This is a genomic window from Streptomyces spinosisporus (genome assembly GCF_022698145.1).
Lineage (GTDB): Bacteria > Actinomycetota > Actinomycetes > Streptomycetales > Streptomycetaceae > Streptomyces > Streptomyces spinosisporus.
Map to the genome: position 1 here is coordinate 97,747 of NZ_JALDAX010000009.1, position 23,255 is coordinate 121,001.

Sequence of the window (23,255 nt, forward strand, 5' to 3'; positions counted from 1 at the left end):
GACGTCCCAGAGGCTCGTGTCAGGGGTGGGGAGGACAGCCGCGCACGGCGGCAGCAAACCGTGAAAGGTTCGCCGCGCGGCGTGGTGGAAAGCAAGCGGTTTTCCGCGCGCGGTACAGAATGGGGCGATGCGAAAGAACGGTGCATCTCGTACAGCGGTCGCTGCGGTGGCCCTTGGGACCCTGCTGGCGTTGCTGTCCGCCTGCGGCGGCACACATCAGAGCGACGGAGGCGACAAGGACGCGTCGGCCAAGGTGTCCGCCGCGCACGGGCCCGCCGTCGACCGCACCCGGATCCCCGGCATCGGCGACCGCCTGCACCGGCGCATCCCCGCCGACTCCGGCCAGGTCCTGGCGGTCTACGGCGACGGCAGGGAGTCCGCGCGGTCCACCGCCGTGCTCTACACCAAGCACGGCGGGATCTGGAGCCGGGAGCGCGGTTGGCCCGCGCACAACGGCAGGAAGGGCTGGACCACCGACCACCACGAGGACGATCTCCGCAGCCCGGTCGGCGTCTTCACCCTCTCCGACGCGGGCGGCGTCCTCGCCGACCCGGGCTCCCGGCTGCCGTACACCCACGACGCGTCGTTCGCGGCCCCGCACTGGTGGGCGAAGTCGCACTGGCACGACTTCGACTACGTCATCGCCATCGACTACAACCGCCTCAAGGGCACCCCTCCCGACGACCCGACCCGTCCTCAGGGCGACGAGAAGGGCGGCGGCATCTGGCTGCACCTGGACCACGGCAGCGGTACGTCGGCCTGCATCAGCCTCTCCAAGGCGGCCATGCAGTATCTGCTGCGGACGCTCGATCCGCACCTGCATCCGGTGGTGGTGATGGGGGACAGGGCGAACCTGAAGGCCCAGGCCGCCCCGACCGTTGAACCAAGCCGGTGAGCCAAGCCACTGAACCAAGCCAGAAAACCAAGCCAGAAAACCAAGCCAGGAATCAGGCGCCGCTCGGCGCGGGAGCGGTGGAGCGCCGCAGGCGCAGTTCGGGTTCGACCAGAATCTCCTCGTTGCTGACCGCCCGGCTCGAGATGAGCGACGTGACGATACGCGCCACGTTCGAAGGACGGATCTCGACCTGGGGCCCGTCGAGGAGTAGGCCGTGTCCTTCGGAGCATACGCCGCGATCCGGCCCGGCAGGGCACGGCACGGCAGGGCACGGCAGGGCAGGCCCGGCCCGGCGCGGCTATGCGAAGAAGGCCGCCATCCGTTCGGCCGCGTCGGGTGCGAGACCCATCCGCTCGATGCGCGCCGAGCCCGCCGCGATCGCTGCCGTGCGCTCGAACATCTCGGTCTCGTAGACGGCGATCGCCGCGGCGGGGTCGTCGGCGTGCTCGGCGATCGCCCGGGCGAGCATCACACCGTCCAGCATCGCCTGGTTGGCGCCCTCGCCCACCGGGGGCATCAGATGGGCCGCGTCGCCGAGCAGGGTGACATCCGGGCGCGAGGACCAGCGGGTGCCCACGGGAAGAGCCTCTATGTTCCGTGCGACCAGCGACCCCGGGTCACAGGCATCGATCATGGCGGTCAGTTCCGGGTCCCAGCCGGCGAACATGTCATGGAGCAGGGTCACGATGCCCGCCCAGTCCTCGTCGTGGAACCGCTGCCGGCCGATCCAGTCGGCGTCGGTCCGTACGGTCACCGAGACGCGGATCGTGCCGTCCCCGGACCGCTGCGCACCCAGGTTGATGTCGTTGCCCAGGGCCATCAGGCTGCCGGGTCCGACGAACTGCGATATCCGGGGCCTGCGTCGGTCGGCATCGGTGATCGTCAGCTGGAGGTAGGCGGAGAGATGGACCGGCCGCGCATCGGTCAGGAGCGGGCGGATGCGGGATCGCCCGCCGTCCGCGCCGATCAGGATGTCGCAGTGCGTCTGCGTGCCGTCGACGAAGGTCAGCCGGTGACCGCCGGTGGGAATCCGCTGGACGCCGGTCACATGGCGCCCCCAGCCGATGGCGGTGTCCGGCACCTTCGACAGCAGTAGCCTGCGCAGGCTTCCCCGGTCGATCTCCGGCCGAGTGCCCTCGCCCGGCTCGGGGGCATGGCGGCCGAGCACCTTGCCGGCCGGGTCGAGGATGCGCAGGTCCTCGCCCTCGGGCCGGGCGTCGGCCCGGAAGCCCTCGCTCAGACCGAGCTCGTCCAGGGCGCGCTGCCCCGACTCAGGGTGCAGGTCGAGGCTGCCTCCGTGGCCGCGGGCATCCAGTCCGGTGTCTCGTTCGTGCAGCATGGCCGCGATCCCGTACCGGTGGAGCAGTCCCGCCAGCACCAGGCCACCGATTCCGCCGCCGACGATCGCGATCCGCGGCTCACTCGTCCTGCTCATCGCACTCATTCCGATCTCCAGTCGCCGAGTTTCCGTACAGCGTACGTTAGCGTACGACGTACGGAAGTGATACGGCGTACGGAAACAGAACGGCGTACGGTGACGCTGTGGATCTGATCTGGGAGCGCCCCGAACCGCGTGGCCGGACCGTCGTGCCGATCGACCGCGGCCGGATCGTGGCGGCCGCGGTCGCGCTGGCCGACGCCGAGGGGCTGTCCGGCCTGTCGATGCGCAAGGTCGCCGCCGAACTGCAGGTGAGCCCGATGCGCCTGTACGGCTACGTCGCCACCAAGGAAGAACTGCTCGACCTGATGGCCGACCAGGTGTACGGAGAGATCGCGGGCGCGCTCGGGGGTGCATCAGGAGGGGAGTCGGTGTCCGGATGGGAGGCGGTGCTACGCACGATCGCCGTCACCACCCGGGACTGCGCCCTGCGACACGAATGGTTCGTCGAACTGATCGGCGGACGGCCACATCTGGGCCCCAACGCCCTGGACGTCATGGAGGCGACCGCCTCGGCCCTGGCCAGCGCCCTGGGTCCGGACGGCGGCGGCCGTCTCATGGCGGCCCTCGGCGTCTTCAACGCCTATCTGGTCGGCGCCGTCCGCAACGAGGTCACCGAGCTGCGCCAGAGCCGGGAGACCGGCACCGACGAGACGCAGTGGCGGGCGTCGGTCGGGGGCTACCTCGGCCGGCGGATCGCGACCGGGCGCTACCCCACCATGCAACGGGTCCTCGAAGGGGCGGAGAACGACGCCATCGAGACCTTCGACGCCGAGGTCGAGATCATCATCCGCGGTGTGACCCGCACGGAGTGACCATGGGGTGCGCCTCGTGACCACGGACGGCGAGAACGCCGACGCACTCGACGCCGGCTCCATCCCGAACTCGACGCCACCTGCATCTCGAACTCGCCGCCGGCTACATCTCGAACGCGCCCCGAAGCCGCCTCAGCAGCGCCCCGCCGGCTCGGGCACCCCGTCCACGAGCGCGTCCAGCAGCCCGCCGAGGACCGTGCGCTGCTCGTCCGTGAGCGGTGCGAGCACCTCCTCGGCGGCGGCCCTGCGGGCCGCGAACACCGCACGTACGGCCTTGTGCCCGTCCTCGGTGAGTTCGATCCGGATCACCCGGCGGTTGGTCGGATCGGGCACCCGGCGGACCTTGCCGCTCGCCTCCAGGCCGTCCACCAGCGTGGTCACGGCGCGCGGGACGACCTCCAGGCGCTCGGCGAGGTCCGCCATGCGCGGCGGCGCGTCGTAGTGCGCCAGCGTGCGCAGCAGCCGGGACTGGGCCGGGGTGACCCCCAGGCCCGCCCGTTCGATCTGGCGTTTCTGGATGCGGTGCATGCGCCGAGTGAACCGCAGCAGTTGCTCGGCGAGCAGGCTGTCGGGATCCGGGGTCGTCATGCGGGAACAATATCAGGACCTATTTCATTGTGAGCATAGGTAACAATGAGCTAAGCTCCGCCAGTCGGCGCCGTAGCGGATGCGCGCCGGCTCTCGTCCTCCCCTCCCGTAGGAGCCCATGAACCCCGATCGAGAACCCCGCTGGACACCACCTGCCGACGCCAAGGAACAGCCACGGCAGGTGCGTCGCATCCTCAGACTCTTCCGTCCCTACCGCGCCCGTCTCGCCGTCGTCGGCCTGCTGGTCGGCGCCGCGTCGCTCGTCTCCGTGGCCACGCCCTTCCTGTTGAAGGCCGTCCTCGACGTCGCGATCCCCGAGGGCCGCACCGGCCTGCTCAGCCTGCTCGCGCTCGGCATGATCCTCAGCGCCGTCCTCACCAGCGTCTTCGGCGTCCTGCAGACCCTGATCTCCACGACGGTCGGCCAGCGCGTCATGCACGACCTGCGCACCGCCGTCTACGGCCGCCTGCAGCGCATGTCGCTCGCGTTCTTCACCCGCACCCGCACCGGCGAGGTCCAGTCCCGCATCGCCAACGACATCGGCGGCATGCAGGCCACGGTCACCTCCACCGCCACCTCCCTGGTCTCCAACCTGACCAGCGTGGTCGCCACCGTCGTCGCGATGATCGCCCTCGACTGGCGGCTGACCATCGTCTCGCTGCTGCTGCTCCCGGTCTTCGTGTGGGTCAGCCGCCGGGTCGGCAACGAGCGCAAGAAGATCACCACCCAGCGCCAGAAGCAGATGGCCGCCATGGCCGCCACCGTCACCGAGTCGCTCTCCGTCAGCGGCATCCTGCTCGGCCGCACCATGGGCCGCTCCGACTCGCTCACGCGGTCCTTCGCCGAGGAGTCCGAGGGCCTGGTCGACCTCGAGGTCAGGTCGAACATGGCCGGCCGCTGGCGGATGGCCGTCATCACGATCGTCATGGCCGCCATGCCGGCCGTCATCTACTGGACCGCGGGCATCGCCCTGCAGATGGGCGGCCCACAGGTCTCCATCGGCACGATCGTCGCCTTCGTCTCGCTCCAGCAGGGCCTGTTCCGCCCGGCGGTCAGCCTGCTGTCGACCGGCGTCCAGATCCAGACCTCGCTCGCCCTCTTCCAGCGCATCTTCGAATACCTCGACCTGCCGATCGACATCACCGAGCGGGACAACCCCGTCCACCTGGACCAGATCAAGGGCGAAGTGCGCTTCGAGGACGTGGAGTTCCGGTACGACGACAAGGGCGGGCCGATCCTCCACGGCATCGACGTCACCGTCCCGGCCGGCAGCAGCCTCGCGATCGTCGGCCCCACCGGCGCCGGAAAGTCCACGCTCGGCTACCTCGTCCCGCGGCTCTACGACGTCAGCGGCGGCCGCGTCACCCTCGACGGCATCGACGTACGCGACCTGGACTTCGACACCCTGGCGCGCGCCGTGGGCGTCGTCTCGCAGGAGACGTACCTCTTCCACGCCTCGGTCGCCGAGAACCTGCGCTTCGCCAAGCCGGACGCCACCGACGAGGAGCTGCGCACGGCCGCGAAGGCGGCCCAGATCCACGACCACATCGCGTCCCTGCCCGACGGCTACGACACGATCGTCGGCGAGCGCGGCCACCGCTTCTCCGGTGGTGAGAAGCAGCGCCTGGCCATCGCCCGCACCATCCTGCGCGATCCGCCGGTCCTGATCCTCGACGAGGCGACCAGCGCCCTGGACAACCGCACCGAAGCCGCCGTCCAGGCCGCGATCGACGCCCTGTCGGCCGACCGCACCACGCTCACCATCGCGCACCGCCTGTCGACCATCCGTGGCGCCGACCAGATCGCGGTCCTCGACTCCGGGAGCGTCGCCGAACGCGGCACGCACGAGGAACTGCTGGAACTGGACGGGCGGTATGCGGCTCTCGTACGCCGGGATGCCCAACTGAAGCCGACGAGCTGAAGATATGCCGGGTTTGTAGCGTTATGCGGGTTACCGTGCCCGCATGCAGAAGAACACTCCGCCACGGAGCCAGATTCGACTCACGCGGCGCGGCAAGCTCGTCCTCGTCGTGACCGGGGCCGTCGTGGCCGGCACCGCCGTGGCGGTACCGCTGTGGATGATCCGGAGCAGCGAGGTCGCGCGGCCCGCGTCCCTGGTGATCCCGGAGGGCTGGCGCGCGAGCCAGATCTACGCCGCCGTGGACAAGGCCCTCACCCTGCCCGCGGGCACCACCAGGAAGTCGGTGGCGAAAGCCCATCTGAAGCTGCCGAAGGACGCCGAGGGCAACCCCGAGGGCTACCTCTTCCCGGCGACCTATCCCGTCCCCGAGAAGGCGACCCCCGAGTCCCTGCTGACGGCCATGGCCCGGACGGCCGACAGGAAGTTCAACGGCGCCCCGATCGCGGCCGGTGCGCAGCGCAACGCCATGAACGTCTACCAGGCGGTCACCGTCGCGAGCATCGTGCAGGCCGAGGCCGCATCGAAGGCCGACATGGGCAAGGTGGCCCGGGTCGTCTTCAACCGGCTCGAGCGCGGGATGCCTCTGCAGATGGACTCCACCCTCAACTACGCCCTCAACCGCACGACCCTGAAGACGACCGCCACCGACACCAAGGTCGACAGCCCCTACAACTCCTACCAACGCATGGGGCTGCCGCCGACGCCGATCGACAACCCGGGCGAGGACGCCATGCGCGCCGCGATCAGCCCGACCCCGGGCGACTGGCTGTACTTCGTCACCGTCAAACCGGGCGACACGCGCTTCACCGCCGACTTCGCCCAGCACCAGCGCAACGTGGCCGAGTTCAACGCCAACCAGAAGAAGGCGTCGCCGTCCACGTGAGTCTGACGGGTCGTCACGTGATGTGAGCGCGGTGGGCCGTCACGCGACGGCGGGCTCCTCCTCGGTGTGCGCGGCCTCCTCGGTGTGCGCGGCCTTCTCGGCGAGCAGCCGCCGGATGTCCCGTACCGCCGCCCGGCCCGCCCGGTTGGCGCCGATGGTGCTGGCCGAGGGGCCGTAGCCGACGAGGTGGACGCGTGGGTCGGCGACGGAACGAGTGCCCTCGACGCGGATGCCACCGCCCGGTTCGCGGAGCCGTAGCGGGGCCAGGTGGTCGATCGCGGCGCGGAAGCCGGTGGCCCACAGGATGACGTCGGCGTCGACGTGCCGCCCGTCGTTCCAGGCCACCCCGTCCGGCGTGATCCGGTCGAACATCGGCTGCCGGTCGAGGACGCCGTCGGCGATGCCCTGCCGGATCGCGTCGTTCAGCGGCAGTCCGGTCACCGAGACGACGCTCTTGGGCGGCAGCCCCTGCCGCACCCGCTCCTTCACCAGCGCGACCGCGGCCCGGCCGTACTCCTCGGTGAACGGACCCTCGCGGTAGACGGGCGGCCGCCGGGTCACCCAGGTGGTGGCGGCCGCGAACGGCGCGATCTCCAGCAGATGCTGGGTGCCGGAGGCGCCGCCGCCCACCACGATCACCCGCTGCCCGGCGAAGGCCTCGGGCCCCGGGTACTGCGCGGTGTGCAACTGCCGTCCGCGGAAGGTCTCCTGACCGGGGTATCGCGGCCAGAACGGCCGGTCCCAGGTGCCGGTCGCATTGATCAGCGCCCGCGTCGACCAGTCGCCGTCCGAGGTCTCGACGAGCAGACGCCCGTCGGAGCCCTCGCGCACCGCACGCACCTCCACGGGCCGCCGCACCCGCAGATCGAAGGTGCGCTCGTACGTGGCGAAGTACTCGGCGATGACCTCGGAGGACGGCCGCGCCGGATCGGCGTCCGTCAGCTCCATGCCGGGCAGCGAGTGCATCCCGTGGACCTTGCCGTACGTCAGCGACGGCCACCGGAACTGCCAGGCGCCGCCCGGACCGGGGGAGTGGTCAAGGACCACGAAGTCGCGCTCCGGCTCGTAACCGGTGCGCCGCAGGTGATAGGCGCTGGACAGACCGGCCTGCCCGGCGCCTACGACGACTGCCTCGACCTCACGCGTGTTGTTCACGCTTCTACAAACTCGGACGAGGCCGCGGATCTTCCCGTGCGGGGCGGCTCGGCCCTGCGGTGTGGACCGGCGCGGATGGGTCACGATGGAGGCATGTCAGATGCCTTCACCACCCGAATCCTGAACGTCTCCACCGGCTCCAGGGAGAGGGTCGTCGACCTGACCCACGACTGCGAGACCTTCCTGCGCGAGGCGGCCGTCGGCCGTGACGGTCTCCTCAACGTCTTCGTCCCGCACGCCACCGCCGGAATCGCCGTCCTGGAAACGGGCGCCGGCAGCGACGACGACCTCCTCGCCACCCTGCACACCCTCCTCCCCGCCGACGACCGCTGGCAGCACCGCCACGGCAGCCCCGGCCACGGCCGCGACCACGTCCTCCCGGCCATCGTCCCGCCCCACGCCACCCTGCCGGTCATCGCCGGCCACCTGGAACTGGGCACCTGGCAGTCCGTCTGCCTCGTCGACACGAACAAGGACAACCCGAACCGCACGGTACGGCTGTCGTTCCTGGCGTGAGCAGGGCCGTCCGGCGGAAGCCTCAGCGCCCCGCCAACGAAGTCTGCCGCCCCGTCGATGACTCCCCGTGGTGGCCGTCGGAGCCGAGTGTGTGCAGGATTGCCTCCACGCTCTGTTTGGCGTCGCCGAAGAGCATGGCGCTGTTCTCGCGGAAGAAGAGCGGGTTCTGTACGCCCGCGTAGCCGGAGGCCATCGAGCGCTTGAAGACGATGACCTGCTCCGACTCCCAGACGCGCAGGACCGGCATACCGGCGATCGGGCTGCTCGGGTCGTCCATGGCGGCCGGGTTGACGGTGTCGTTGGCGCCGATGACCAGGACGACGGAGGTGTCGGCGAAGTCGTCGTTGATCTCGTCCATCTCCAGGACGATGTCGTAGGGCACCTTCGCCTCGGCCAGGAGCACGTTCATGTGGCCGGGCAGCCGGCCGGCGACGGGGTGGACGCCGAAGCGGACCTCCACGCCCCGCTCGCGCAACCGCCGCGTGAGCTCGGCGACCGGGTGCTGGGCCTGGGCGACAGCCATGCCGTAACCGGGCGTGATGATCACCGAGCGGGCCTGGGCGAGCATCTCGGCCGCCTCCGCGGCACGCACCTCGCGGTGCTCGCCCTGCTCCTCCTGGCCCCCGGACGGTGCCTCGATGCCGAAGCCGCCCGCGATGACGGAGAGGAAGGAGCGGTTCATGGCCTTGCACATGATGTACGACAGGTAGGCGCCGGAGGAGCCGACCAGTGCACCGGTGACGATCAGCAGGTTGTTGTTGAGCAGGAAGCCGGCCGCGGCGGCCGCCCAGCCGGAGTAGCTGTTCAGCATGGAGACGACCACGGGCATGTCGCCGCCGCCGATCGAGGCCACCAGGTGCCAGCCCAGTGCCAGGGCCAGCGCGGTCACGGCGATCATCAGCGGCAGGCTGGGGCTGATCGTGAACCAGACGGTCAGCGCGACGAACGCGACGAGCGCGCCGATGTTGAGCGCGTTCTTGCCGGGCAGCATCAGCGGACGGGACTTGATCCGGGCCGACAGCTTCAGGAACGCGACGACGGAGCCGGTGAAGGTGACCGCGCCGATGAAGATGCCGATGAACACCTCGGCGTGGTGGATGCCCAGCAGGTCGGCGCCGATCCGGGTCTGCGCGTCGCCGTGCGACTCCACCTCCAGGTAGCTGTTCCAGCCCACCAGCACCGCGGCGAGGCCGACGAAACTGTGCAGCACCGCGATCAGTTCGGGCATCTGCGTCATCTCGACCCTGCGGGCGCGCCACAGCCCGATCGCCGCACCGACCGCGGTGGCGACAAGGATCAGCGCCACCGCACCGGCGCTGATGCTCTGCGCGGCCACCACGATCGTGGCGATGAGTGCGAGGGCCATGCCGGCGATGCCGTAGACGACGCCGGCACGGGAGGTGCGGTGCTGGGACAGGCCGGCCAGGCTGAGGATGAACAGCAGGGCGGCGACCAGGTCGGCCGCGTGGGAGGCCGTCGTGGAGGTCATCTCGGCTCAGCCTTTCGAGAACATGGACAGCATGCGACGGGTGACGGCGAAACCTCCGAAGACGTTGACGCTCGTCAGCAGGATCGCCACGCACGACAGTGCGGTGACGAGGGTGTTCTCGTGCCCGATCTGCAGCAGGGCACCGATCACGACGATCCCGGAGATCGCGTTGGTCACCGACATCAGCGGTGTGTGCAGCGCGTGGTGCACCTTGCCGATGACGTAGTAGCCGATCACCACCGCCAGCGCGAACACCGTGAAGTTCTCGGCGAGTTGGGCCGGAGCGAAGGCGACCAGCAGGAACATCGCGAGCATCCCGAGCCCGATCAGACCGAAGCGGAGCGCGGGTGTGAGCCTCGGGCGCTCGGGCTCGGGCTCGACGGGTGCAGCCTCGGCCGTCTGTGCGGCGGGTGCGGCCGAGACCGCGACGGGCGGCGGCGGCCAGGTGATCTCGCCGCCGCGCACCACGGTCACGGCCCGCTGCACGACGTCGTCGAAATCGACGGTCAGCCGGCCGTCCTTGCCGGGGGTGAGCAGCTTGACCAGGTTGGCCAGGTTGGTGCCGAAGAGCTGCGAGGCCTGGGCGGGCAGCCGGGAGGCCAGGTCGGTGTAGCCGATGATGGTCACGCCGTTGTCGGTGACCACCGTGCGGCCCGCCACGGTTCCCTCCACATTGCCGCCCATCGCGGCGGCCATGTCGACGATGACGCTGCCCGGTTTCATCGCCGCCACGTCGGCGGCCGTCAGCAGGCGCGGGGCGGGCCGGCCCGGGATCAGCGCCGTGGTGATGACGATGTCCACGTCCTGGGCCTGCTCGTGGTAGAGCTCGGCGGCGGCGCGGTCGTAGTCCGCGGAGGTCGCCTTGGCGTAGCCGTCGGTGCTCGCCTCCTGGACCACGTCCACCGGCAGGTACTCGCCGCCCAGCGACCTCACCTGGTCCGCGACCTCGGGGCGCGGGTCGGTGGCGCGCACGACGGCGCCGAGGGAAGACGCGGCGCCGATCGCCGCGAGCCCGGCGACGCCCGCACCGGCGACGAGGACCTTCGCCGGGGGGACCTTGCCGGCCGCGGTGACCTGGCCGGTGAAGAACCTGCCGAAGACATGCGCGGCCTCGATGACCGCGCGGTACCCGGCGATGTTCGCCATCGAGGACAGCACGTCCATCGACTGGGCCCGCGAGATGCGCGGCACCGCGTCCAGGGCCAGCGCGGTCACCCCGGCCTGCGACAGCTCCTGCAGCAGTTCGGGGTTCTGCGCGGGCGCGAGGAGGCCGACGACGGTCGCGCCCTCGCGCAGCCGGGTGATCTCCGAGGCGGTGGGGGCGTTCACCTTCAGAACGACATCCGCGTTCCAGGCTTCGCCGATCTGCGCGCCGGCCTCGACGTACGCCTGGTCGTCGAAGCCCGAGGCCTCGCCGGCCCCGGTCTCGACGACGGCCTCGTAGCCGCACTTCAGTAGCAGCCGCACCGTCGTGGGGGTCGCGGCGACGCGCGTCTCCCCGGAGGCGGACTCGGCGACTACGCCGATGAGCTGCGGAGGGTGGTGCGAGGGTGCATCAGCCGACATGTCCTGTATCTCTCGTCAGAGGAAGGTCCCAGGAAGGACTGGCGCTCGCGAAAGTCGTACGACGTCCTTCTGCCTTGATCGCTGGAACCTACCCGCGAGGGCAGTGCGGGCCAACGTGATGTGCTTCACCTTGCGCAACCGGACGACAGCGCTCCGATACACCCGGGACGAGAGGGACCCCGGCCAACTGAGCGACGGTTTTTGACAATTGTGGTTTGCACTTTGCTGATCTTTGCATTGTCGACCGCTCCGCCCGCGCCTAGCGTGATCTTCGAATCCGTGGGAGGACGTGCATGCTGAACACCGTCCGTGAGCAGGCAACAGGTCTCACCAAGGACCAGCGCAACGCCTTTTTCGCCGCCTATCTGGGCTGGGCGATGGACGCCTTCGACTACTTCCTGGTCGTCCTCGTCTACAGCGAGATCGCCGACGACTTCGACGTCTCCCTGACCGACATGGCGTTCCTGACCACCGCGACGCTCGTCATGCGGCCGGTCGGAGCCCTGCTCTTCGGCATGTGGGCGGACCGGAAGGGCCGCCGCGTCCCGCTCATGGTCGACGTGATCTTCTACTCCGTCGTCGGCTTCGCCTGCGCCTTCGCCCCCAACTACGCGGTGCTTCTGGTACTCCGCCTGCTCTACGGCATCGGCATGGGCGGCGAATGGGGCCTGGGCGCGGCGCTCGCCATGGAGAAGATCCCCGCCGAGCGGCGCGGCTTCTGGTCCGGTCTGCTGCAGAGCGGCTACTCGCTGGGCTATCTGCTCGCCGCCGTGGCCTACTTCGGCATCGAGCCCGCCTTCGGCTGGCGCGGACTGTTCGCCTTCAGCCTGATCCCCGCCCTGGTCGCTTTGTGGGTGCGGACCCGGGTCGAGGAGAGCGAGGTGTGGGAGAAGACCGTCAAGGCCAACCGCACCCCCGCCTACCAGGTTTTCAAGAACCCGGCGGTGCTCAGGCGCTTCGTCTACCTCGTGGCCCTGATGACCGCCTTCAACTGGATGTCGCACGGCACCCAGGACGTCTACCCGACGTTCGTCAAGAAGGGCCTGGGACTGTCCCCGGACACGTCCATCGCCATCGCCATCGTCTACAACATCGGCGCCATCATCGGCGGCGCCCTGCTGGGCGCGCTGTCCGAACAGCTGGGACGCCGCCGTACGATCATGATCGCCGCCGTCGGCGGCCTCGTGATCGTGCCCTTCTTCACGCTGTCCACGACGGTGGGCTGGCTGATGCTGTCCTCCTTCCTGATGCAGGTGTGCGTCCAGGGAGCCTGGGGCGTGATCCCCGCGCATCTGACGGAGATGAGCCCGGACGCGATCCGCGGCTTCTACCCCGGCGTCACCTACCAGCTCGGCAACCTCATCGCCGCCCTCAACCTGCCCATCCAGGAGGCCATCGCCGACAGCCACGGCTATCCGGCCGCCATGACCTGGACCGTGGTGCCCGCCTTCGCGGTGGTCATCGTGCTCAGCGCGGCGGGCAAGGAGGCCAGGGGAATCCGCTTCGGCAGCACGGGCACGCAGGCACCCAGCACGGCGAAGGCCGACACGGCGTGATCGCTACGGCGCGAACAACGGCCCCTCGATCACGGGCCGTCCACGCGGCGGGCTGAGCTCGGCCGTGACGTCGCCGGTGATCCGCTCCATCTCGGCCTCGACCTCGTCCGCCGGCGCGCCCTTGCCGCCGACCCACACATCGAGATGGCCCTCGACCCCGGCGGGCGTCCTGCTCGCCCCGCTGTCCTCGACGATGACGTACCGCCGGATGCCCGGCAGATAGAACCGGGTCCCGGGCGGCCACTCCATCGTGGCGCCGCTGCCCGGGACCGCCGCCGTGATCGGGTCGTCGTAAGTGCCGTTCCCCCCGGCGGACTTGTGCAGGACGGGGCAGCAGATCGTGGACGACCGGGCGGGGGAGTTGTCGTGATAGGCGTAACCGGTCAGATAGACCCGAAGCGTCCGATGTGCGAGCGACGGCGAGCCGGACGGCCCGGCGGCGTCCGGCATCTTCGCGGCCGGAGGCGCGCACGACATCAGCAGCGCCGCGGCCAGGGCGGGCAGAGCGAATCTCATGACTGCGTACGGTCGGTGCAACGGCTAACCCCTCTGCCCGTGCTGCGATCGAGAACTGCCAAAGAACTTCGGTGCGTTGCGTCGCCCCGCGCCACCGCCCCGCATCACCCGCCGTGCCGCATCGAGGAGGAGGCGACCGCCGGAGCCGGAACCGCTCGACCAGTCGTACGCACGGCGCAGCAGACGCGAGGAGATCAGTTCGACGGCCTGCGGATAGCGGAACGGCTCACCGCCGAAGGACAGTTTGTACCGGGCGGGTCCGGTGAGACGTTCCGCGAGGTCGTCCGCGCCCCGGCGGATCGGATCGACCAGGTCGACGGCGAGCCCGCCGAAGTCGAAGGCCCGGTACCCATGGGCCTTGGCCCAGGCGATGGCATGCCAGTCGGCCTGCCGTACGACATCGGCCCTGCGTACCTCGGCGTCCCTGCGCATCCCGACGAGGCGGCCGGTGAGAGTGCCCGCGCAGCCGGTGCACAGGACCATGGCGGCGGGAACGCCCCGCAACTCCGCCACGAACATCCGCACATGCCCGCCGCAGGCCAACTCCCGGTACAGCACACGGAGATAGTCCAGCGACAACGGCTCGAAGCGGTGGTGGGCCGCCGAGTCGGACAGCAGTCCGGCGGCGAGCGGGAGGTCGTCCTCGCACCCCTCGCGGACGGTGATGCCGCGCCGCTCCGCACCGCGGATGCTGCGGCGGTTGCTCGGCCGGATCCCGGCGAGGACCTCCGCCAGGTCGCCCGTCAGATCGACCCGGATCGAGGCGGCGGGTCCCACCCCGGCCGTGGACGGCCTGAATCCCCGCCCCAGCATGTGCGCGGCGACGTCGTCCGCGCCGTACGGCGGCTGAACGAACAGGCCGGCCAGCCCACGGCCGAGCCCGGTGAGCGCGTCGCCGACCGCCCGCACGGCGGCGACCCGCGCCGGACCGGGTGCGATCAGCGGGCCGTGGGAGACATAGCCCACCGTTCCGAGCAGCGGCAGGGCGCGCTGCAGGACGAGCGCACCGCCGACCGGCCGCCCGGCCTGCCGGGCCAGCACATACCGGGGCGAGTATCCGGCCTCCCGACGCACCGCGGCCCACGCCGACAGCTGGGCGACGTCGCCGCCCCGTGTCCCGTCGACCAGCCGGTCCCAGTCCGTGAGGACCTCGGGGGACGGCCGCGACGACACGGTCACCGACACCTCACCTCGCCCGTCGGTCATGGCTCACAACCCGTCGGCGGAGGCGGCCCGCAGCCGGTTGCGGGTGTCGAGAACGCGCCCGGCGTGCCGCTCGACCACCCTCCAGTCGATGGCGTCGTGGTCCGTCAGCACGACCACCAGGTCGGCCGAGGCCAGTTGAGCGTCGTCGCACGGCACCATCGTGATGCCCTCGGGCACGTCCGCAGGGGCGATCAGCGGATCGACGGCCCTCAACTCGGCTCCCAGCGCCGCCAGTTGCCGGGCGACGGCGAGCGCCGGGGACTTGCGGGCGTCACGGGAGTTGGGTTTGTACGTCAGCCCGAGGAGAAGCACCGAGCTGCCGTTGACCGCCTTGCGCCGGCGGTTCAGGGACTGGATCGCCCGCGTGACGACGTAGTCGGGCATACGGTCGTTGACGTCATTGGCGAGTTCGACGAACCGGAAACCGGAGCCCAGCGACCGCCGCGCCTGCCACGACAGATAGGACGGGTCGATGGGCAGACAGTGGCCGCCGACCCCGGGGCCCGGGGTGAAGCGCATGAACCCGAAGGGCTTGGTGCCGGCCGCGTCGAGCACCGACCAGACGTCGACCCCGGCGGCCCGGCAGTACATCGCGAGCTCGTTGACCAGAGCGACGTTGACGTGCCGGAAGGTGTTCTCGAGCAGTTTCGCGAGCTCGGCCTCGCGCGGCCCCGGCACCGGAACCACCACGTCCACGAGTCGGCCGTAGAACTCACCGACCGCACGCAGCGAGTCCTCGTCCACCCCCGACACGATCTTCGGCGTGTTGGCCAGGTGCCAGGACGGGTTGCCGGGGTCGATGCGTTCCGGGCTGTATCCCAGCCGGAAGTCGCGGCCGGCCCGCAGCGCGCCGCCGCCCTCCAGCAGGGGCCGGAACACCTCCTCGGTGGTTCCGGGATACGTCGTGGACTCCAGGACCACGAGACAGCCGGGGCGCAGATGTCCGGACAGCAGACGTGCCGCCTGCTCGACATGGGTGAGGTCGGGTGCTCCGTCCCGCAGCGGCGTCGGTACGCAGACCACGGCGACGTCGAAGCCCTGAAGGTGGCCGGGGTCGCAGGTGGGGCGGTAGCGGCCCGTGGCCACCGCCTCGGCGACGGCGGCGGGGCCGATGTCCTCGATGAACGACTCACCGCGCGCCAGCAGGTCGACCCGGGCCTTGTCGACGTCGAACCCCACGACGTCGAAACCGGCTTCGACCGCCCGCATGGTCAGCGGCAGTCCCACGTAGCCCTGTCCCAGGACCGCGACCCGGCGGCCGTGTGCGCTGTGCATGGAAGCTCCCCTGACGCCGGCTCAGCAGAAGTAGCGGTAGAGCAGCGCGCCCGCCCTGGCCGTGACGTCGTCGGGCACGGCGTCGTCGGTCAGCAGGTCCGTGAGGTTGCGCAGCAGCCGGCCCGTTTCGGCGTCCGTGCCGTGTGCCGGGCGCGCCGTCCAGGTCCCGATGCGCTTCTCCACGCAGCCCCAGCGGCGCTTGTAGGCGAGCAGCCCGGGCTGGTCCAGGTCGGACAGGCCCCAGTCCAGAAGGGTCAGGTCCCGCTGCACCGCCCACTGGATCGCGGACCAGGCGATGGCCTCGTTCGGCCGGGCGGTCAGCCTGTCCAGGTCCGACGCGGAGTACTTGTAGTAGAGGACGTCGTTCCAGACCAGGTAGACGGCTCCGGCCACGATCTCGTCGTCGATGTACGCCAGGAACGTCACCACGCCGTCGCGCGGGGCGAACTCCTCCCAGACGCGGTCCAGGAAGCCGAGCGGCTGGGCCAGCAGCCGGTACTTCCGTTTGCGCAGGCCCACATGGAGCCGGTGGAACGCGTGCACGGCCCACTGTTCGGTGCTCGCCAGCACCCGTACACCCCGGCGCCGGCCCAGCCGGATGTTGCGCCGGACGCCCCGCGAGAACCGCTCCGACACGGCGTCCAGGGGCCCCGACAGCGGAGTCCCGTGCCAGGCCGCCTCCCCGACTCGGACCAGGCCCGGGTCGCGCGACACCGGCGAGCCGTCGAAGCACCGCACGCTGAACGGCACACCTGAGCCGAGGCAGTCGCGCGCGAGCTCTCGCCACAGGTCGCCGGAGTCGCAGAGCGGCTCGGCACGGTCGCTGAACGGCAGGCTGACCGTTCGCCTGCCGCAGAGGTCGTCCACGACGGCCCAGGTGAAGCCCGCCACCGGCGCTCCCGTGCGGTCCACGGCGATCCGCGCCTCGGGACTGAAGCCGTAGGTCCCGCACACCGCGCTGATCCACGGCGGCGAGGTGAACACGCTGCCGGCCTGCGATCCGGCCAGCCGCAGCCAGCGGGCGTCCGTGCGCGGGTCGACCGGCACGATGTCGTGGGCGGTCGTGCGGTCGTGGGTGGATGCGCTGCTCATCTGTCCGGTCCCCCATTGCTGTCGTCCGGTGATGCGAGGTCAGGCGAGTGCGAAGGCGGGCGCGTCGTCGTCCCGCAGCACCCCCTTCGCGGCCGAGGCGAGCAGCTGCTCGACGGTCAGGTCGTCGGCGTCGGCACGCAGCGCGAGGCCCCGGCGGACCAACTCCTCGGCGAGCTGCGCCTGATGGTCGTCGACGGCCTCCTTGTGGCGCTGCGTGCGCGGGACGAGCACCGGGAAGCGCCCCGCCCCGAGTACGGCGAGCGCCGAACCGGCACCGGCGTGACTGACCACGATGTCGGCGCGCGCGACGGCGCTGCTCAGCTCCCGCGCGGGCAGGAACGGAGTGGCCCGCAGCGGCAGTCCGGCCACCGGGGTGCCGCCGGTCTGCCACAACACCTCGACCGTCCGGCCGGTTCGCCGCTCCAACGGGCCGCCCGGCGCGAGCAGTTGCCACAGCCGCGTGAACAACCGACGGAAGGGATATTCCGTGGCGGTGCCCACGGTCACCACCACCCGCAGCGGGTCTCCCGTACCGCCCGCGGCCGGCACGGCACGGTAGCGGTCGAGGACGCTTCCCTCGTAGCGCCAACCGCCGTCGCTCCACTGCGGATACTGGGTGTAGGTGAGCACTCCGGGCACCCGGCGCAGAACGCGCCCGGTCAGCGAGGGGCCCACGACCCGCGCCACGCTCTCGATGTAGTGGCAGCGCACACCCCGCGCTGCCAGATACGGCAGATACGCCAGGGCCAGTCCCGACCCGGTCGAACAGGCACAGGTGATACGGCGACCGGCGTGCAGCCCGACGGCACGCGGCAGGGTGCGCAGGACGCCCGACACGCTCCGAGGCCCCATGTACGGCACATACATGACGTCGCGGCCGGCCAGCAGCGACCTGCTCTGCTCGTTGTCGTGCGTGACCCAGACCGACGCCCCGTCCACCGGCAGCCGGTCCGCGAGTTCGACGAGCTGGGCCAGATGGCCGCCCGTCGTCGCCACGAAGAGAGTCGTCATCGGGCGCCGTCCCCCCTCAGCAGCGCCGGAGCGGTGCGCAGCAGAATGCGCAGATCGGTTCCCAGGGACCGGCTGCGCACATAGGCGACATCGAGCCGGAGCATGTCCAGGGTGCTCAGCCTGCTGCGGCCGCTGACCTGCCAGAGACCGGTGATCCCGGGCGGAACGCTGAACCGCGGCCGGAACTCCGGCGGGAACATCTCCGCCTCCCAGGGCAGACAGGGACGCGGGCCCACCAGGGCCATGTCCCCTCGCAGCACATTGAGCAGCTGCGGCAGCTCGTCGAGGCTGGTCCTGCGCAGCACGGCCCCCAGGCGCGTCACGCGCACATCGCGGTCCGGCTTGAAGCTGCCGCGCTCGGGCAGCCGCTCGCCGCGCAACTCGCCCGCGATCTGCTCGCGTTCACCCTGTTCGCCCGCGCCCACGCGCATGGAACGGAACTTGTACATGACGAACGGCTCGCCGAACCGGCCGACCCGCGGCTGACGGAACAACGCGGGCCCGGGGCTGCCGATCCGTACCGCCGTCGCGATCACCAGCATGGGAAGGGCCAGCAGCACCAGGAGGACCGTGGTCACCACGAGGTCCAGCGCCCGGTGCGCCGCACGCACCGGGCGGCGCACCCGTCGAACGGTGCCGTCCTCAAGCGGGTTGTCGGTCACGTGACTGTCCCCTCGCGAGAGCGAGCAGCGGGAAGAGAAGGTCTCCGGTGCCGCGCACCGTGAGATGCGGATCGAGGACCGTGAGGACGAGCAGCACCCACCAGAGGATCTCCAGCGCGGACGCGCACCCGGCGGCGGCACCCGGTCCGAGCCGGTCACGGCGCACCGCCCGCAGCACCTCGACGGAGAGCCGGACGAAGGCGACGAGCAGCGGAATGCCGCCGATCCACAGGAAGTACAGATAGCCGGACTCCAGATAGATCACCTCGCGCCAGGTCTCCGGAGCATCCAGCACCGGGTTCGGGGCCACTCCCAGGACGATGTGCGTGATGTCGAAGCGCGGCAGGAAGAAGTTCGACAGGTTGTCCCAGCGCCCGAGCCAGCTCTCGGGCACCCCCGATCCTGAGAACTCGCCCACCCGGCGCAGAAACGCCGGAGCCCCGACGACCGCGGCGACCGCCACGAGGGGCGTGGCCCGCAGCGCCGGGCGGCGCAGCTCCGGCATCCGCCACAGCAGCAGCCCGAGCGCCACGACCGCGGCGATCCAGGTGGAGAACTCCCCGGCGGCGGGCACCCCGGCGCACAGCACGATGCCCAGCACCAGGCTCTCCCTGCGGCCCAGCATCGCCCGCCGGTGACAGCAGAGCAGCAGCACCAGCGCGATCACCACGACATCACCGGTCGACAGCGGTGAGCCCAGCGTGGCGCCACCCCGGTCGCCCACCTCGCCCGCGGACTCGTCGGGCGCGTAGAACCGGTGCAGCACAGCGATCACCGGGCCGGCATGCAGGGTCTGCAGCAGGGCGATCAGCGCGACGACGGCCCCCGACCGGACCATCAGCCGCACCAGCAAGGCACTTTGACGCTCCGTCAACACGGTGGCCCGCACCAGGAGATACAGCGCGACCAGTTTGCAGACCGGCAGCAGCGAGGCCACGTCGAGGGGCGTCGGCCACGCCCCGCGCACCAGCACGGACGTCACCGGCCACACGGTGGAGAACAGCAGGAACCAGGCGAGCGCCAGATCGACCCGGGTGAAGGACACCGGGGAACGCGCCCCGCCGAGGAACCGGTACCACCCGCCGACCGCGGCGCCGATCAGCACGACCGCGAGCAGCGCCTCGTTGGGACGCAGCAGCGGGATGAGGGTGTCGCGGTCGATGCCGGCGACGAGACAGACCGTCGACACATACAGATACGTGCCGACGACCGGACGCCAGGCCACCACCGCGATCAGGGCGCACAGCGTGAGAGCGCCCAGCACGGTCCAGCCGAGCACCGGGTTGCCCGCGGACGCGACCAGGCTCACCCCGAACGCCACCGACGCGGCACCCGGCACGAGCACTGCCCACCGCAGACGCGCGGGCCCGGCACTGCGGTGCGCCTCGACGCCGCTCATCCCGCCCCCACCCCCAGCCGGGGGATCACGCGCCGCAGCACGACGGCATACGCGACAAGAGCGACCGGCCCGATCACCAGCAGCATCCCGAGCGTTGCCGCCGGGGCGGGAGCGGCGACCGCGAGCACCCACCGGCCGGCGAGAGCGACCGGGACCAGCGTGACCGCGCCGACCGCAAGAGCCCACAGCAGTGGTGCGCCGAGCAGCGGTTCGGGTTTCAGCGTCGTACGCAGCCGCGCCAGCACGACCGCGGCCGCCGCGCCCTCCGACAGCAGTACGGCGCCGGTGAGCACGAGCGGACGGTGGGCGCCGTCGAACGCCGGTGACACCGCGCACGTGAGCAGTACGGCCGCCAGGGCGCAGGCGCTCGCCCGCGCCGGAACCCGGTGCTCCAGCCGTGCGAACAGCGCCTGGCGGCCCACGTCGTGCAGCCCGCCGACGAGCTGGGCGACCGCCACGACGAGCAGGCAGTCCGCGAACCGGCCGAGCAGCACGGCCTGTTCGCCCTCGAACCAGAACAGCAGGTCGGCGGTCGGCCGCGCGAAGACCGCCAGCAGCACCAGCGCGGGCAGGGCCGCCGCCACTGTGTAGAACAGGGCTGAGTGCCAGGCGGCCGCGTACGCCCGCCCGCTCGACCGGCCGGCGACGGCGGACAGCAGCGGCAGTACGACCATCGAGACGGCGCGTGGGCCCAGATAGGACAGCGCGGCGAACAGTTGGTAGGCCACCTGCATGAGCAGGACCCCGCCCGGCACGGTGGTGGCCGCAAGGAGCATCGCGCCCAGCCCCGCGGACGGAAACGCGGCCACACCGACCGAGCCGCGCAGCCGCCGGGCGGCCGCCAGCGCGTCCGCGTCCCCCTTCAGGCCCGGCCTCGGCCGTACTCGCAGCCCGGCCCGGGCGGCCCCGGTCACCTGGATCGCGGCATGGGCGGCGACGGCGGCCGTCGAGGCGATCCCGACCGCCACGACGAAGCCGACCGGCGCGCTCCCGAGCTGCCGCACCGGTCCGAACCACACGTCCGCCAGCAGCACACCGGCGACGACCACCGCGTTCTCCACGGCGGGCGCGGCCGCCGCCAGCGCGAACCGGCCGCGCGCCTGCTGCGCGGCGACGCCCAGGGCTGCCACGACGTAGAGCACGATCTGCGGGGAGACCAGGATCACCAGCAGCGTCAGCGACCGATGGACCTGCGCGGCCTGCGGGCCGTGGACACCGAGGCTGAGCAGGCGCGCGACCAGGTGCGAGGCGCAGGCCAGGGCGAGTGTGCAGCAGGCGGCGGCGAGCAGCAGGCGGGCGCTGATGCGTCCCAGCACCTCGACGGCACGGTCCTGTCCCGCGTCGTCCCCGACCCGTACCAGGGCGGGGATGACCGTCATCATCACCAGCGAGCCCGCGACGACCGTGAACACCAGGTTCGGCACGACCAGTGCGGTCTGGACCCCGTTGGCGAACAGGGTGGGGCCGAGGGTGGCGCCCAGGACGAGCACGCGCGCCAGCCCGCCGACCCGGCTGGTCAGTGTCCATCCGGACACGATGAGCGAACGGCGGGCCGTGGGGTCCTCGGCGGGTGCCGCGGTGGACCTCAGGGCCTGGCCGCCGTCCGCCGTGCCCCCGCCGGTACCCCTCATGTCGGCCCTCGCGCGACGACCCGGCGGACGGCATGGCGCAGCCGCCAGGCCCGCCCGGCCGCGCGGGACAGCAGCCGGTAGAACAGGGAGAGTTTGAACCGGAAGACGATCAGCGAGTCCCCGGCCGAGACGCCGATCCGGTCCACCGCGAAGCGTCCGCCCCGGCGGGCCACCGCGAAGGCCGCCAGATAGCCCGCCTCGGCCACCGCCCGCCGGGACGCCTCGTCCCAGGTGCCGTAGGGATAGGCGAACGTTCTCGGTACACCGCCGGTGACCATGGCCAGCACGTCCCGGGCGCCCGTGACATGCGGGGCCAGGTCCGCCGGGCCCAGCCCGCGCAGTCTGGTGTGGTCGTGCCCGTGCACACCGATCTCGACGCCCGCGCGGGCCAGTTCGCGCACCTGCTGGGCATCGAGCAGCCGCTCGGAGCCGTACACGGTGTGGGACGACCAGGACACCCGGCCGCCGAGGAGTCCCGCCGGGACGTACAGGACCGCGGGGACACCGGCCGCGGCCAGCAGGGGCGCGGCGGTCTTCAGAACCGACTCATGCGCGTCGTCGATCGTGAGCAGATACGAGCGCCGAGGCGTCGGAGCTCCGTCGAGGGCGGCGAGATACTCGTCCAGGGTCAGCGCCCGCCAGCCGTGCCGCCGCAGCCATCCCAGCTGCTCGGCCAGCGCCTTCGGACGGACGAACAGGCCGGCCGGATCCGCCTCGGCGGGCACGTCGCCGAAGAAGTGGTACATCAGGACGCGCGGCCCGCGCCGGCCGACCGCGCGCGGACGGGACGCCCTGGACCGGCTCATGCCGTCCTCACTCCCGTGCCCATCGGCGCGCCTGCCACAGCGTCAGACAGCCCACGGCCAGCACCCCGACGAGTGCCCCGGTGACCAGCCCGAACAGCGGCCTGGGACTGACCGCGTCGGGATCCGAGTACGGCGGCACGACCACCTTCACCTGCGCACCGGCCAGGTTGACGCTGTCCAGCCGGTCGAGCAGCGTCATCTGCCGTTCCAGCAGCGTCTGGCGCTCGGAGCCGGACAGCCCGGGCTTCTGCATCTGGTCGCGCACGTCCGCGAGCTGCTTGTTCAGATACGTCCGCAGGGTCGACGGGGCGACATGGTCGGCCACGGTCATGTACTGGTCGAGGACCTCCTGCAGCACCGTCCGCCCGGCTCTGCGCGAGGGGTCGTCGAGCCGCAGGTTCATCACCTCGGTGCCCGAGACCAGATCGATGTGCAGCTTGCGGCCGAGGTCCTTGTCCGTCAGGCCGTGCTTGCGGGCGACCGGTTCGAGGACGGCCCGGCTCCGCAGGAGCTGCACCTGCGTCGAGAGGTTGCGGTCCTCGCGCAGGAACCCGGTGGGCTGCTCGTCCCCGAGCAGATAGACCAGCTGGGCCCGGGCCGCGTACTGCGTCGGGAAGGCGAACGCCACGCCCAGCCCGATCCCGGCCGTGACCACCACGGTCAGCACGGCCACCAGGACTGCCCGCGCCCTGCGTCCCGCGGGCAGCAGACGGGCCGCGCGGCGTCCGGACGGGCGGACGCCCGTCTCCTCGGGCGGGGCCGTGTCGGCCGGTTCGGCGGACCCGGACATCACACGCACCCCCTTCGAACCGCTCGGTCCGCACGACACGAGAGG

Annotated in this window: 21 protein-coding genes; 6 read left to right on the top strand and 15 right to left on the bottom strand. The window is 71.3% G+C overall.

Annotated features, from left to right (window positions below):
- Positions 1 to 127: 127 nt before the first annotated feature.
- Positions 128 to 895, top strand: coding sequence for a L,D-transpeptidase family protein (locus MQN93_RS23575; RefSeq protein ID WP_242711153.1), 768 nt, complete (start codon positions 128 to 130; stop codon positions 893 to 895).
- A gap of 298 nt (positions 896 to 1,193) precedes the next feature.
- Here MQN93_RS23575 and MQN93_RS23580 read toward each other — a convergent pair whose 3' ends face one another.
- Positions 1,194 to 2,330: an FAD-dependent oxidoreductase gene (locus MQN93_RS23580; protein WP_242711154.1), complete on the bottom strand. Its 1,137-nt coding sequence runs from the start codon at positions 2,328 to 2,330 to the stop codon at positions 1,194 to 1,196.
- A gap of 107 nt (positions 2,331 to 2,437) precedes the next feature.
- Here MQN93_RS23580 and MQN93_RS23585 point away from each other — a divergent pair, with 107 nt between their 5' ends.
- Entirely contained in the window at positions 2,438 to 3,148 is a 711-nt protein-coding gene (locus MQN93_RS23585) for a TetR/AcrR family transcriptional regulator (RefSeq protein ID WP_242711155.1), read from the top strand.
- Between the two features lie 132 nt (positions 3,149 to 3,280).
- On the opposite strand, the gene MQN93_RS23590 is transcribed toward MQN93_RS23585, so the two are convergent.
- Positions 3,281 to 3,736, bottom strand: a complete 456-nt coding sequence (locus tag MQN93_RS23590; protein ID WP_016433779.1) for a MarR family winged helix-turn-helix transcriptional regulator — start codon at positions 3,734 to 3,736, stop codon at positions 3,281 to 3,283.
- A gap of 118 nt (positions 3,737 to 3,854) precedes the next feature.
- On the opposite strand from MQN93_RS23590, the gene MQN93_RS23595 reads away from it, so the two are divergent.
- Positions 3,855 to 5,657, top strand: coding sequence for an ABC transporter ATP-binding protein (locus MQN93_RS23595; RefSeq protein WP_242711156.1), 1,803 nt, complete (start codon positions 3,855 to 3,857; stop codon positions 5,655 to 5,657).
- Positions 5,658 to 5,700: 43 nt separating this feature from the next.
- Complete coding sequence (mltG, locus tag MQN93_RS23600; RefSeq protein ID WP_242711157.1) at positions 5,701 to 6,540, top strand: endolytic transglycosylase MltG; 840 nt, start codon at positions 5,701 to 5,703, stop codon at positions 6,538 to 6,540.
- A gap of 39 nt (positions 6,541 to 6,579) precedes the next feature.
- Here mltG and MQN93_RS23605 read toward each other — a convergent pair whose 3' ends face one another.
- Positions 6,580 to 7,695, bottom strand: a complete 1,116-nt coding sequence (locus tag MQN93_RS23605) for an NAD(P)-binding domain-containing protein (protein ID WP_242711158.1) — start codon at positions 7,693 to 7,695, stop codon at positions 6,580 to 6,582.
- A 93-nt stretch (positions 7,696 to 7,788) separates the two neighbouring features.
- On the opposite strand from MQN93_RS23605, the gene MQN93_RS23610 reads away from it, so the two are divergent.
- A complete protein-coding gene (locus MQN93_RS23610) occupies positions 7,789 to 8,211 on the top strand; it encodes a secondary thiamine-phosphate synthase enzyme YjbQ (RefSeq protein WP_242711159.1) in 423 nt (140 codons plus the stop codon).
- A 22-nt stretch (positions 8,212 to 8,233) separates the two neighbouring features.
- Here MQN93_RS23610 and pntB read toward each other — a convergent pair whose 3' ends face one another.
- Together pntB and MQN93_RS23620 are read right to left on the bottom strand one after the other, a co-directional pair.
- Positions 8,234 to 9,700, bottom strand: a complete 1,467-nt coding sequence (gene pntB, locus MQN93_RS23615) for a Re/Si-specific NAD(P)(+) transhydrogenase subunit beta (protein WP_242711160.1) — start codon at positions 9,698 to 9,700, stop codon at positions 8,234 to 8,236.
- Positions 9,701 to 9,706: 6 nt separating this feature from the next.
- Positions 9,707 to 11,266 carry a Re/Si-specific NAD(P)(+) transhydrogenase subunit alpha gene (locus MQN93_RS23620; protein ID WP_242711161.1) on the bottom strand — a complete coding sequence of 520 codons (1,560 nt, stop codon included), beginning with the start codon at positions 11,264 to 11,266 and terminating at the stop codon, positions 9,707 to 9,709.
- 293 nt (positions 11,267 to 11,559) lie between these two features.
- On the opposite strand from MQN93_RS23620, the gene MQN93_RS23625 reads away from it, so the two are divergent.
- Positions 11,560 to 12,822 carry an MFS transporter gene (locus MQN93_RS23625; protein ID WP_242711162.1) on the top strand — a complete coding sequence of 421 codons (1,263 nt, stop codon included), beginning with the start codon at positions 11,560 to 11,562 and terminating at the stop codon, positions 12,820 to 12,822.
- A gap of 3 nt (positions 12,823 to 12,825) precedes the next feature.
- On the opposite strand, the gene MQN93_RS23630 is transcribed toward MQN93_RS23625, so the two are convergent.
- Genes MQN93_RS23630 through MQN93_RS23675 form a run of 10 tightly spaced genes read right to left on the bottom strand, consistent with a single transcriptional unit; the run spans position 12,826 to position 23,210 of the window.
- On the bottom strand, positions 12,826 to 13,338 hold the full coding sequence (locus MQN93_RS23630; protein WP_242711163.1) for a hypothetical protein: 513 nt from the start codon (positions 13,336 to 13,338) through the stop codon (positions 12,826 to 12,828).
- 24 nt (positions 13,339 to 13,362) lie between these two features.
- The gene (locus MQN93_RS23635) at positions 13,363 to 14,544 is read right to left on the bottom strand and encodes a lipid II:glycine glycyltransferase FemX (RefSeq protein ID WP_242711164.1); all 1,182 of its coding nucleotides are present in this window, start codon (positions 14,542 to 14,544) and stop codon (positions 13,363 to 13,365) included.
- Positions 14,545 to 14,547: 3 nt separating this feature from the next.
- The gene (locus MQN93_RS23640) at positions 14,548 to 15,819 is read right to left on the bottom strand and encodes a nucleotide sugar dehydrogenase (RefSeq protein WP_242711165.1); all 1,272 of its coding nucleotides are present in this window, start codon (positions 15,817 to 15,819) and stop codon (positions 14,548 to 14,550) included.
- A gap of 21 nt (positions 15,820 to 15,840) precedes the next feature.
- On the bottom strand, positions 15,841 to 16,911 hold the full coding sequence (locus MQN93_RS23645; protein WP_242711166.1) for a GNAT family N-acetyltransferase: 1,071 nt from the start codon (positions 16,909 to 16,911) through the stop codon (positions 15,841 to 15,843).
- A gap of 39 nt (positions 16,912 to 16,950) precedes the next feature.
- On the bottom strand, positions 16,951 to 17,922 hold the full coding sequence (locus tag MQN93_RS23650) for a glycosyltransferase (RefSeq protein ID WP_242711167.1): 972 nt from the start codon (positions 17,920 to 17,922) through the stop codon (positions 16,951 to 16,953).
- Positions 17,919 to 18,584, bottom strand: a complete 666-nt coding sequence (locus MQN93_RS23655; RefSeq protein ID WP_242711168.1) for a sugar transferase — start codon at positions 18,582 to 18,584, stop codon at positions 17,919 to 17,921. The genes MQN93_RS23650 and MQN93_RS23655 overlap by 4 nt, the downstream gene beginning before the upstream one ends.
- Positions 18,565 to 19,983, bottom strand: coding sequence for a hypothetical protein (locus MQN93_RS23660; protein WP_242711169.1), 1,419 nt, complete (start codon positions 19,981 to 19,983; stop codon positions 18,565 to 18,567). Before MQN93_RS23660 ends, MQN93_RS23655 begins: the two co-directional genes overlap by 20 nt.
- Complete coding sequence (locus tag MQN93_RS23665; RefSeq protein ID WP_242711170.1) at positions 19,980 to 21,614, bottom strand: lipid II flippase MurJ; 1,635 nt, start codon at positions 21,612 to 21,614, stop codon at positions 19,980 to 19,982. The genes MQN93_RS23660 and MQN93_RS23665 overlap by 4 nt, the downstream gene beginning before the upstream one ends.
- A complete protein-coding gene (locus MQN93_RS23670) occupies positions 21,611 to 22,420 on the bottom strand; it encodes a polysaccharide deacetylase family protein (protein WP_016433763.1) in 810 nt (269 codons plus the stop codon). Before MQN93_RS23670 ends, MQN93_RS23665 begins: the two co-directional genes overlap by 4 nt.
- A gap of 7 nt (positions 22,421 to 22,427) precedes the next feature.
- Positions 22,428 to 23,210, bottom strand: a complete 783-nt coding sequence (locus MQN93_RS23675) for a hypothetical protein (RefSeq protein ID WP_242711171.1) — start codon at positions 23,208 to 23,210, stop codon at positions 22,428 to 22,430.
- Positions 23,211 to 23,255 lie beyond the last annotated feature (45 nt).

Excerpts from the sequence above, each read along its gene's own strand:
- MQN93_RS23575 (WP_242711153.1), top strand. The coding sequence starts at position 128 with ATGCGAAAGAACGGTGCATCTCGTACAGCGGTCGCTGCGGTGGCCCTT.
- MQN93_RS23580 (WP_242711154.1), bottom strand. The coding sequence starts at position 2,330 with ATGAGCAGGACGAGTGAGCCGCGGATCGCGATCGTCGGCGGCGGAATC.
- MQN93_RS23590 (WP_016433779.1), bottom strand. The coding sequence starts at position 3,736 with ATGACGACCCCGGATCCCGACAGCCTGCTCGCCGAGCAACTGCTGCGG.
- MQN93_RS23595 (WP_242711156.1), top strand. The coding sequence starts at position 3,855 with ATGAACCCCGATCGAGAACCCCGCTGGACACCACCTGCCGACGCCAAG.
- mltG (WP_242711157.1), top strand. The coding sequence starts at position 5,701 with ATGCAGAAGAACACTCCGCCACGGAGCCAGATTCGACTCACGCGGCGC.
- MQN93_RS23610 (WP_242711159.1), top strand. The coding sequence starts at position 7,789 with ATGTCAGATGCCTTCACCACCCGAATCCTGAACGTCTCCACCGGCTCC.
- pntB (WP_242711160.1), bottom strand. The coding sequence starts at position 9,700 with ATGACCTCCACGACGGCCTCCCACGCGGCCGACCTGGTCGCCGCCCTG.
- MQN93_RS23620 (WP_242711161.1), bottom strand. The coding sequence starts at position 11,266 with ATGTCGGCTGATGCACCCTCGCACCACCCTCCGCAGCTCATCGGCGTA.
- MQN93_RS23625 (WP_242711162.1), top strand. The coding sequence starts at position 11,560 with ATGCTGAACACCGTCCGTGAGCAGGCAACAGGTCTCACCAAGGACCAG.
- MQN93_RS23630 (WP_242711163.1), bottom strand. The coding sequence starts at position 13,338 with ATGAGATTCGCTCTGCCCGCCCTGGCCGCGGCGCTGCTGATGTCGTGC.
- MQN93_RS23635 (WP_242711164.1), bottom strand. The coding sequence starts at position 14,544 with ATGACCGACGGGCGAGGTGAGGTGTCGGTGACCGTGTCGTCGCGGCCG.
- MQN93_RS23640 (WP_242711165.1), bottom strand. The coding sequence starts at position 15,819 with ATGCACAGCGCACACGGCCGCCGGGTCGCGGTCCTGGGACAGGGCTAC.
- MQN93_RS23645 (WP_242711166.1), bottom strand. The coding sequence starts at position 16,911 with ATGAGCAGCGCATCCACCCACGACCGCACGACCGCCCACGACATCGTG.
- MQN93_RS23650 (WP_242711167.1), bottom strand. The coding sequence starts at position 17,922 with ATGACGACTCTCTTCGTGGCGACGACGGGCGGCCATCTGGCCCAGCTC.
- MQN93_RS23660 (WP_242711169.1), bottom strand. The coding sequence starts at position 19,983 with ATGAGCGGCGTCGAGGCGCACCGCAGTGCCGGGCCCGCGCGTCTGCGG.
- MQN93_RS23665 (WP_242711170.1), bottom strand. The coding sequence starts at position 21,614 with ATGAGGGGTACCGGCGGGGGCACGGCGGACGGCGGCCAGGCCCTGAGG.
- MQN93_RS23670 (WP_016433763.1), bottom strand. The coding sequence starts at position 22,420 with ATGAGCCGGTCCAGGGCGTCCCGTCCGCGCGCGGTCGGCCGGCGCGGG.
- MQN93_RS23675 (WP_242711171.1), bottom strand. The coding sequence starts at position 23,210 with ATGTCCGGGTCCGCCGAACCGGCCGACACGGCCCCGCCCGAGGAGACG.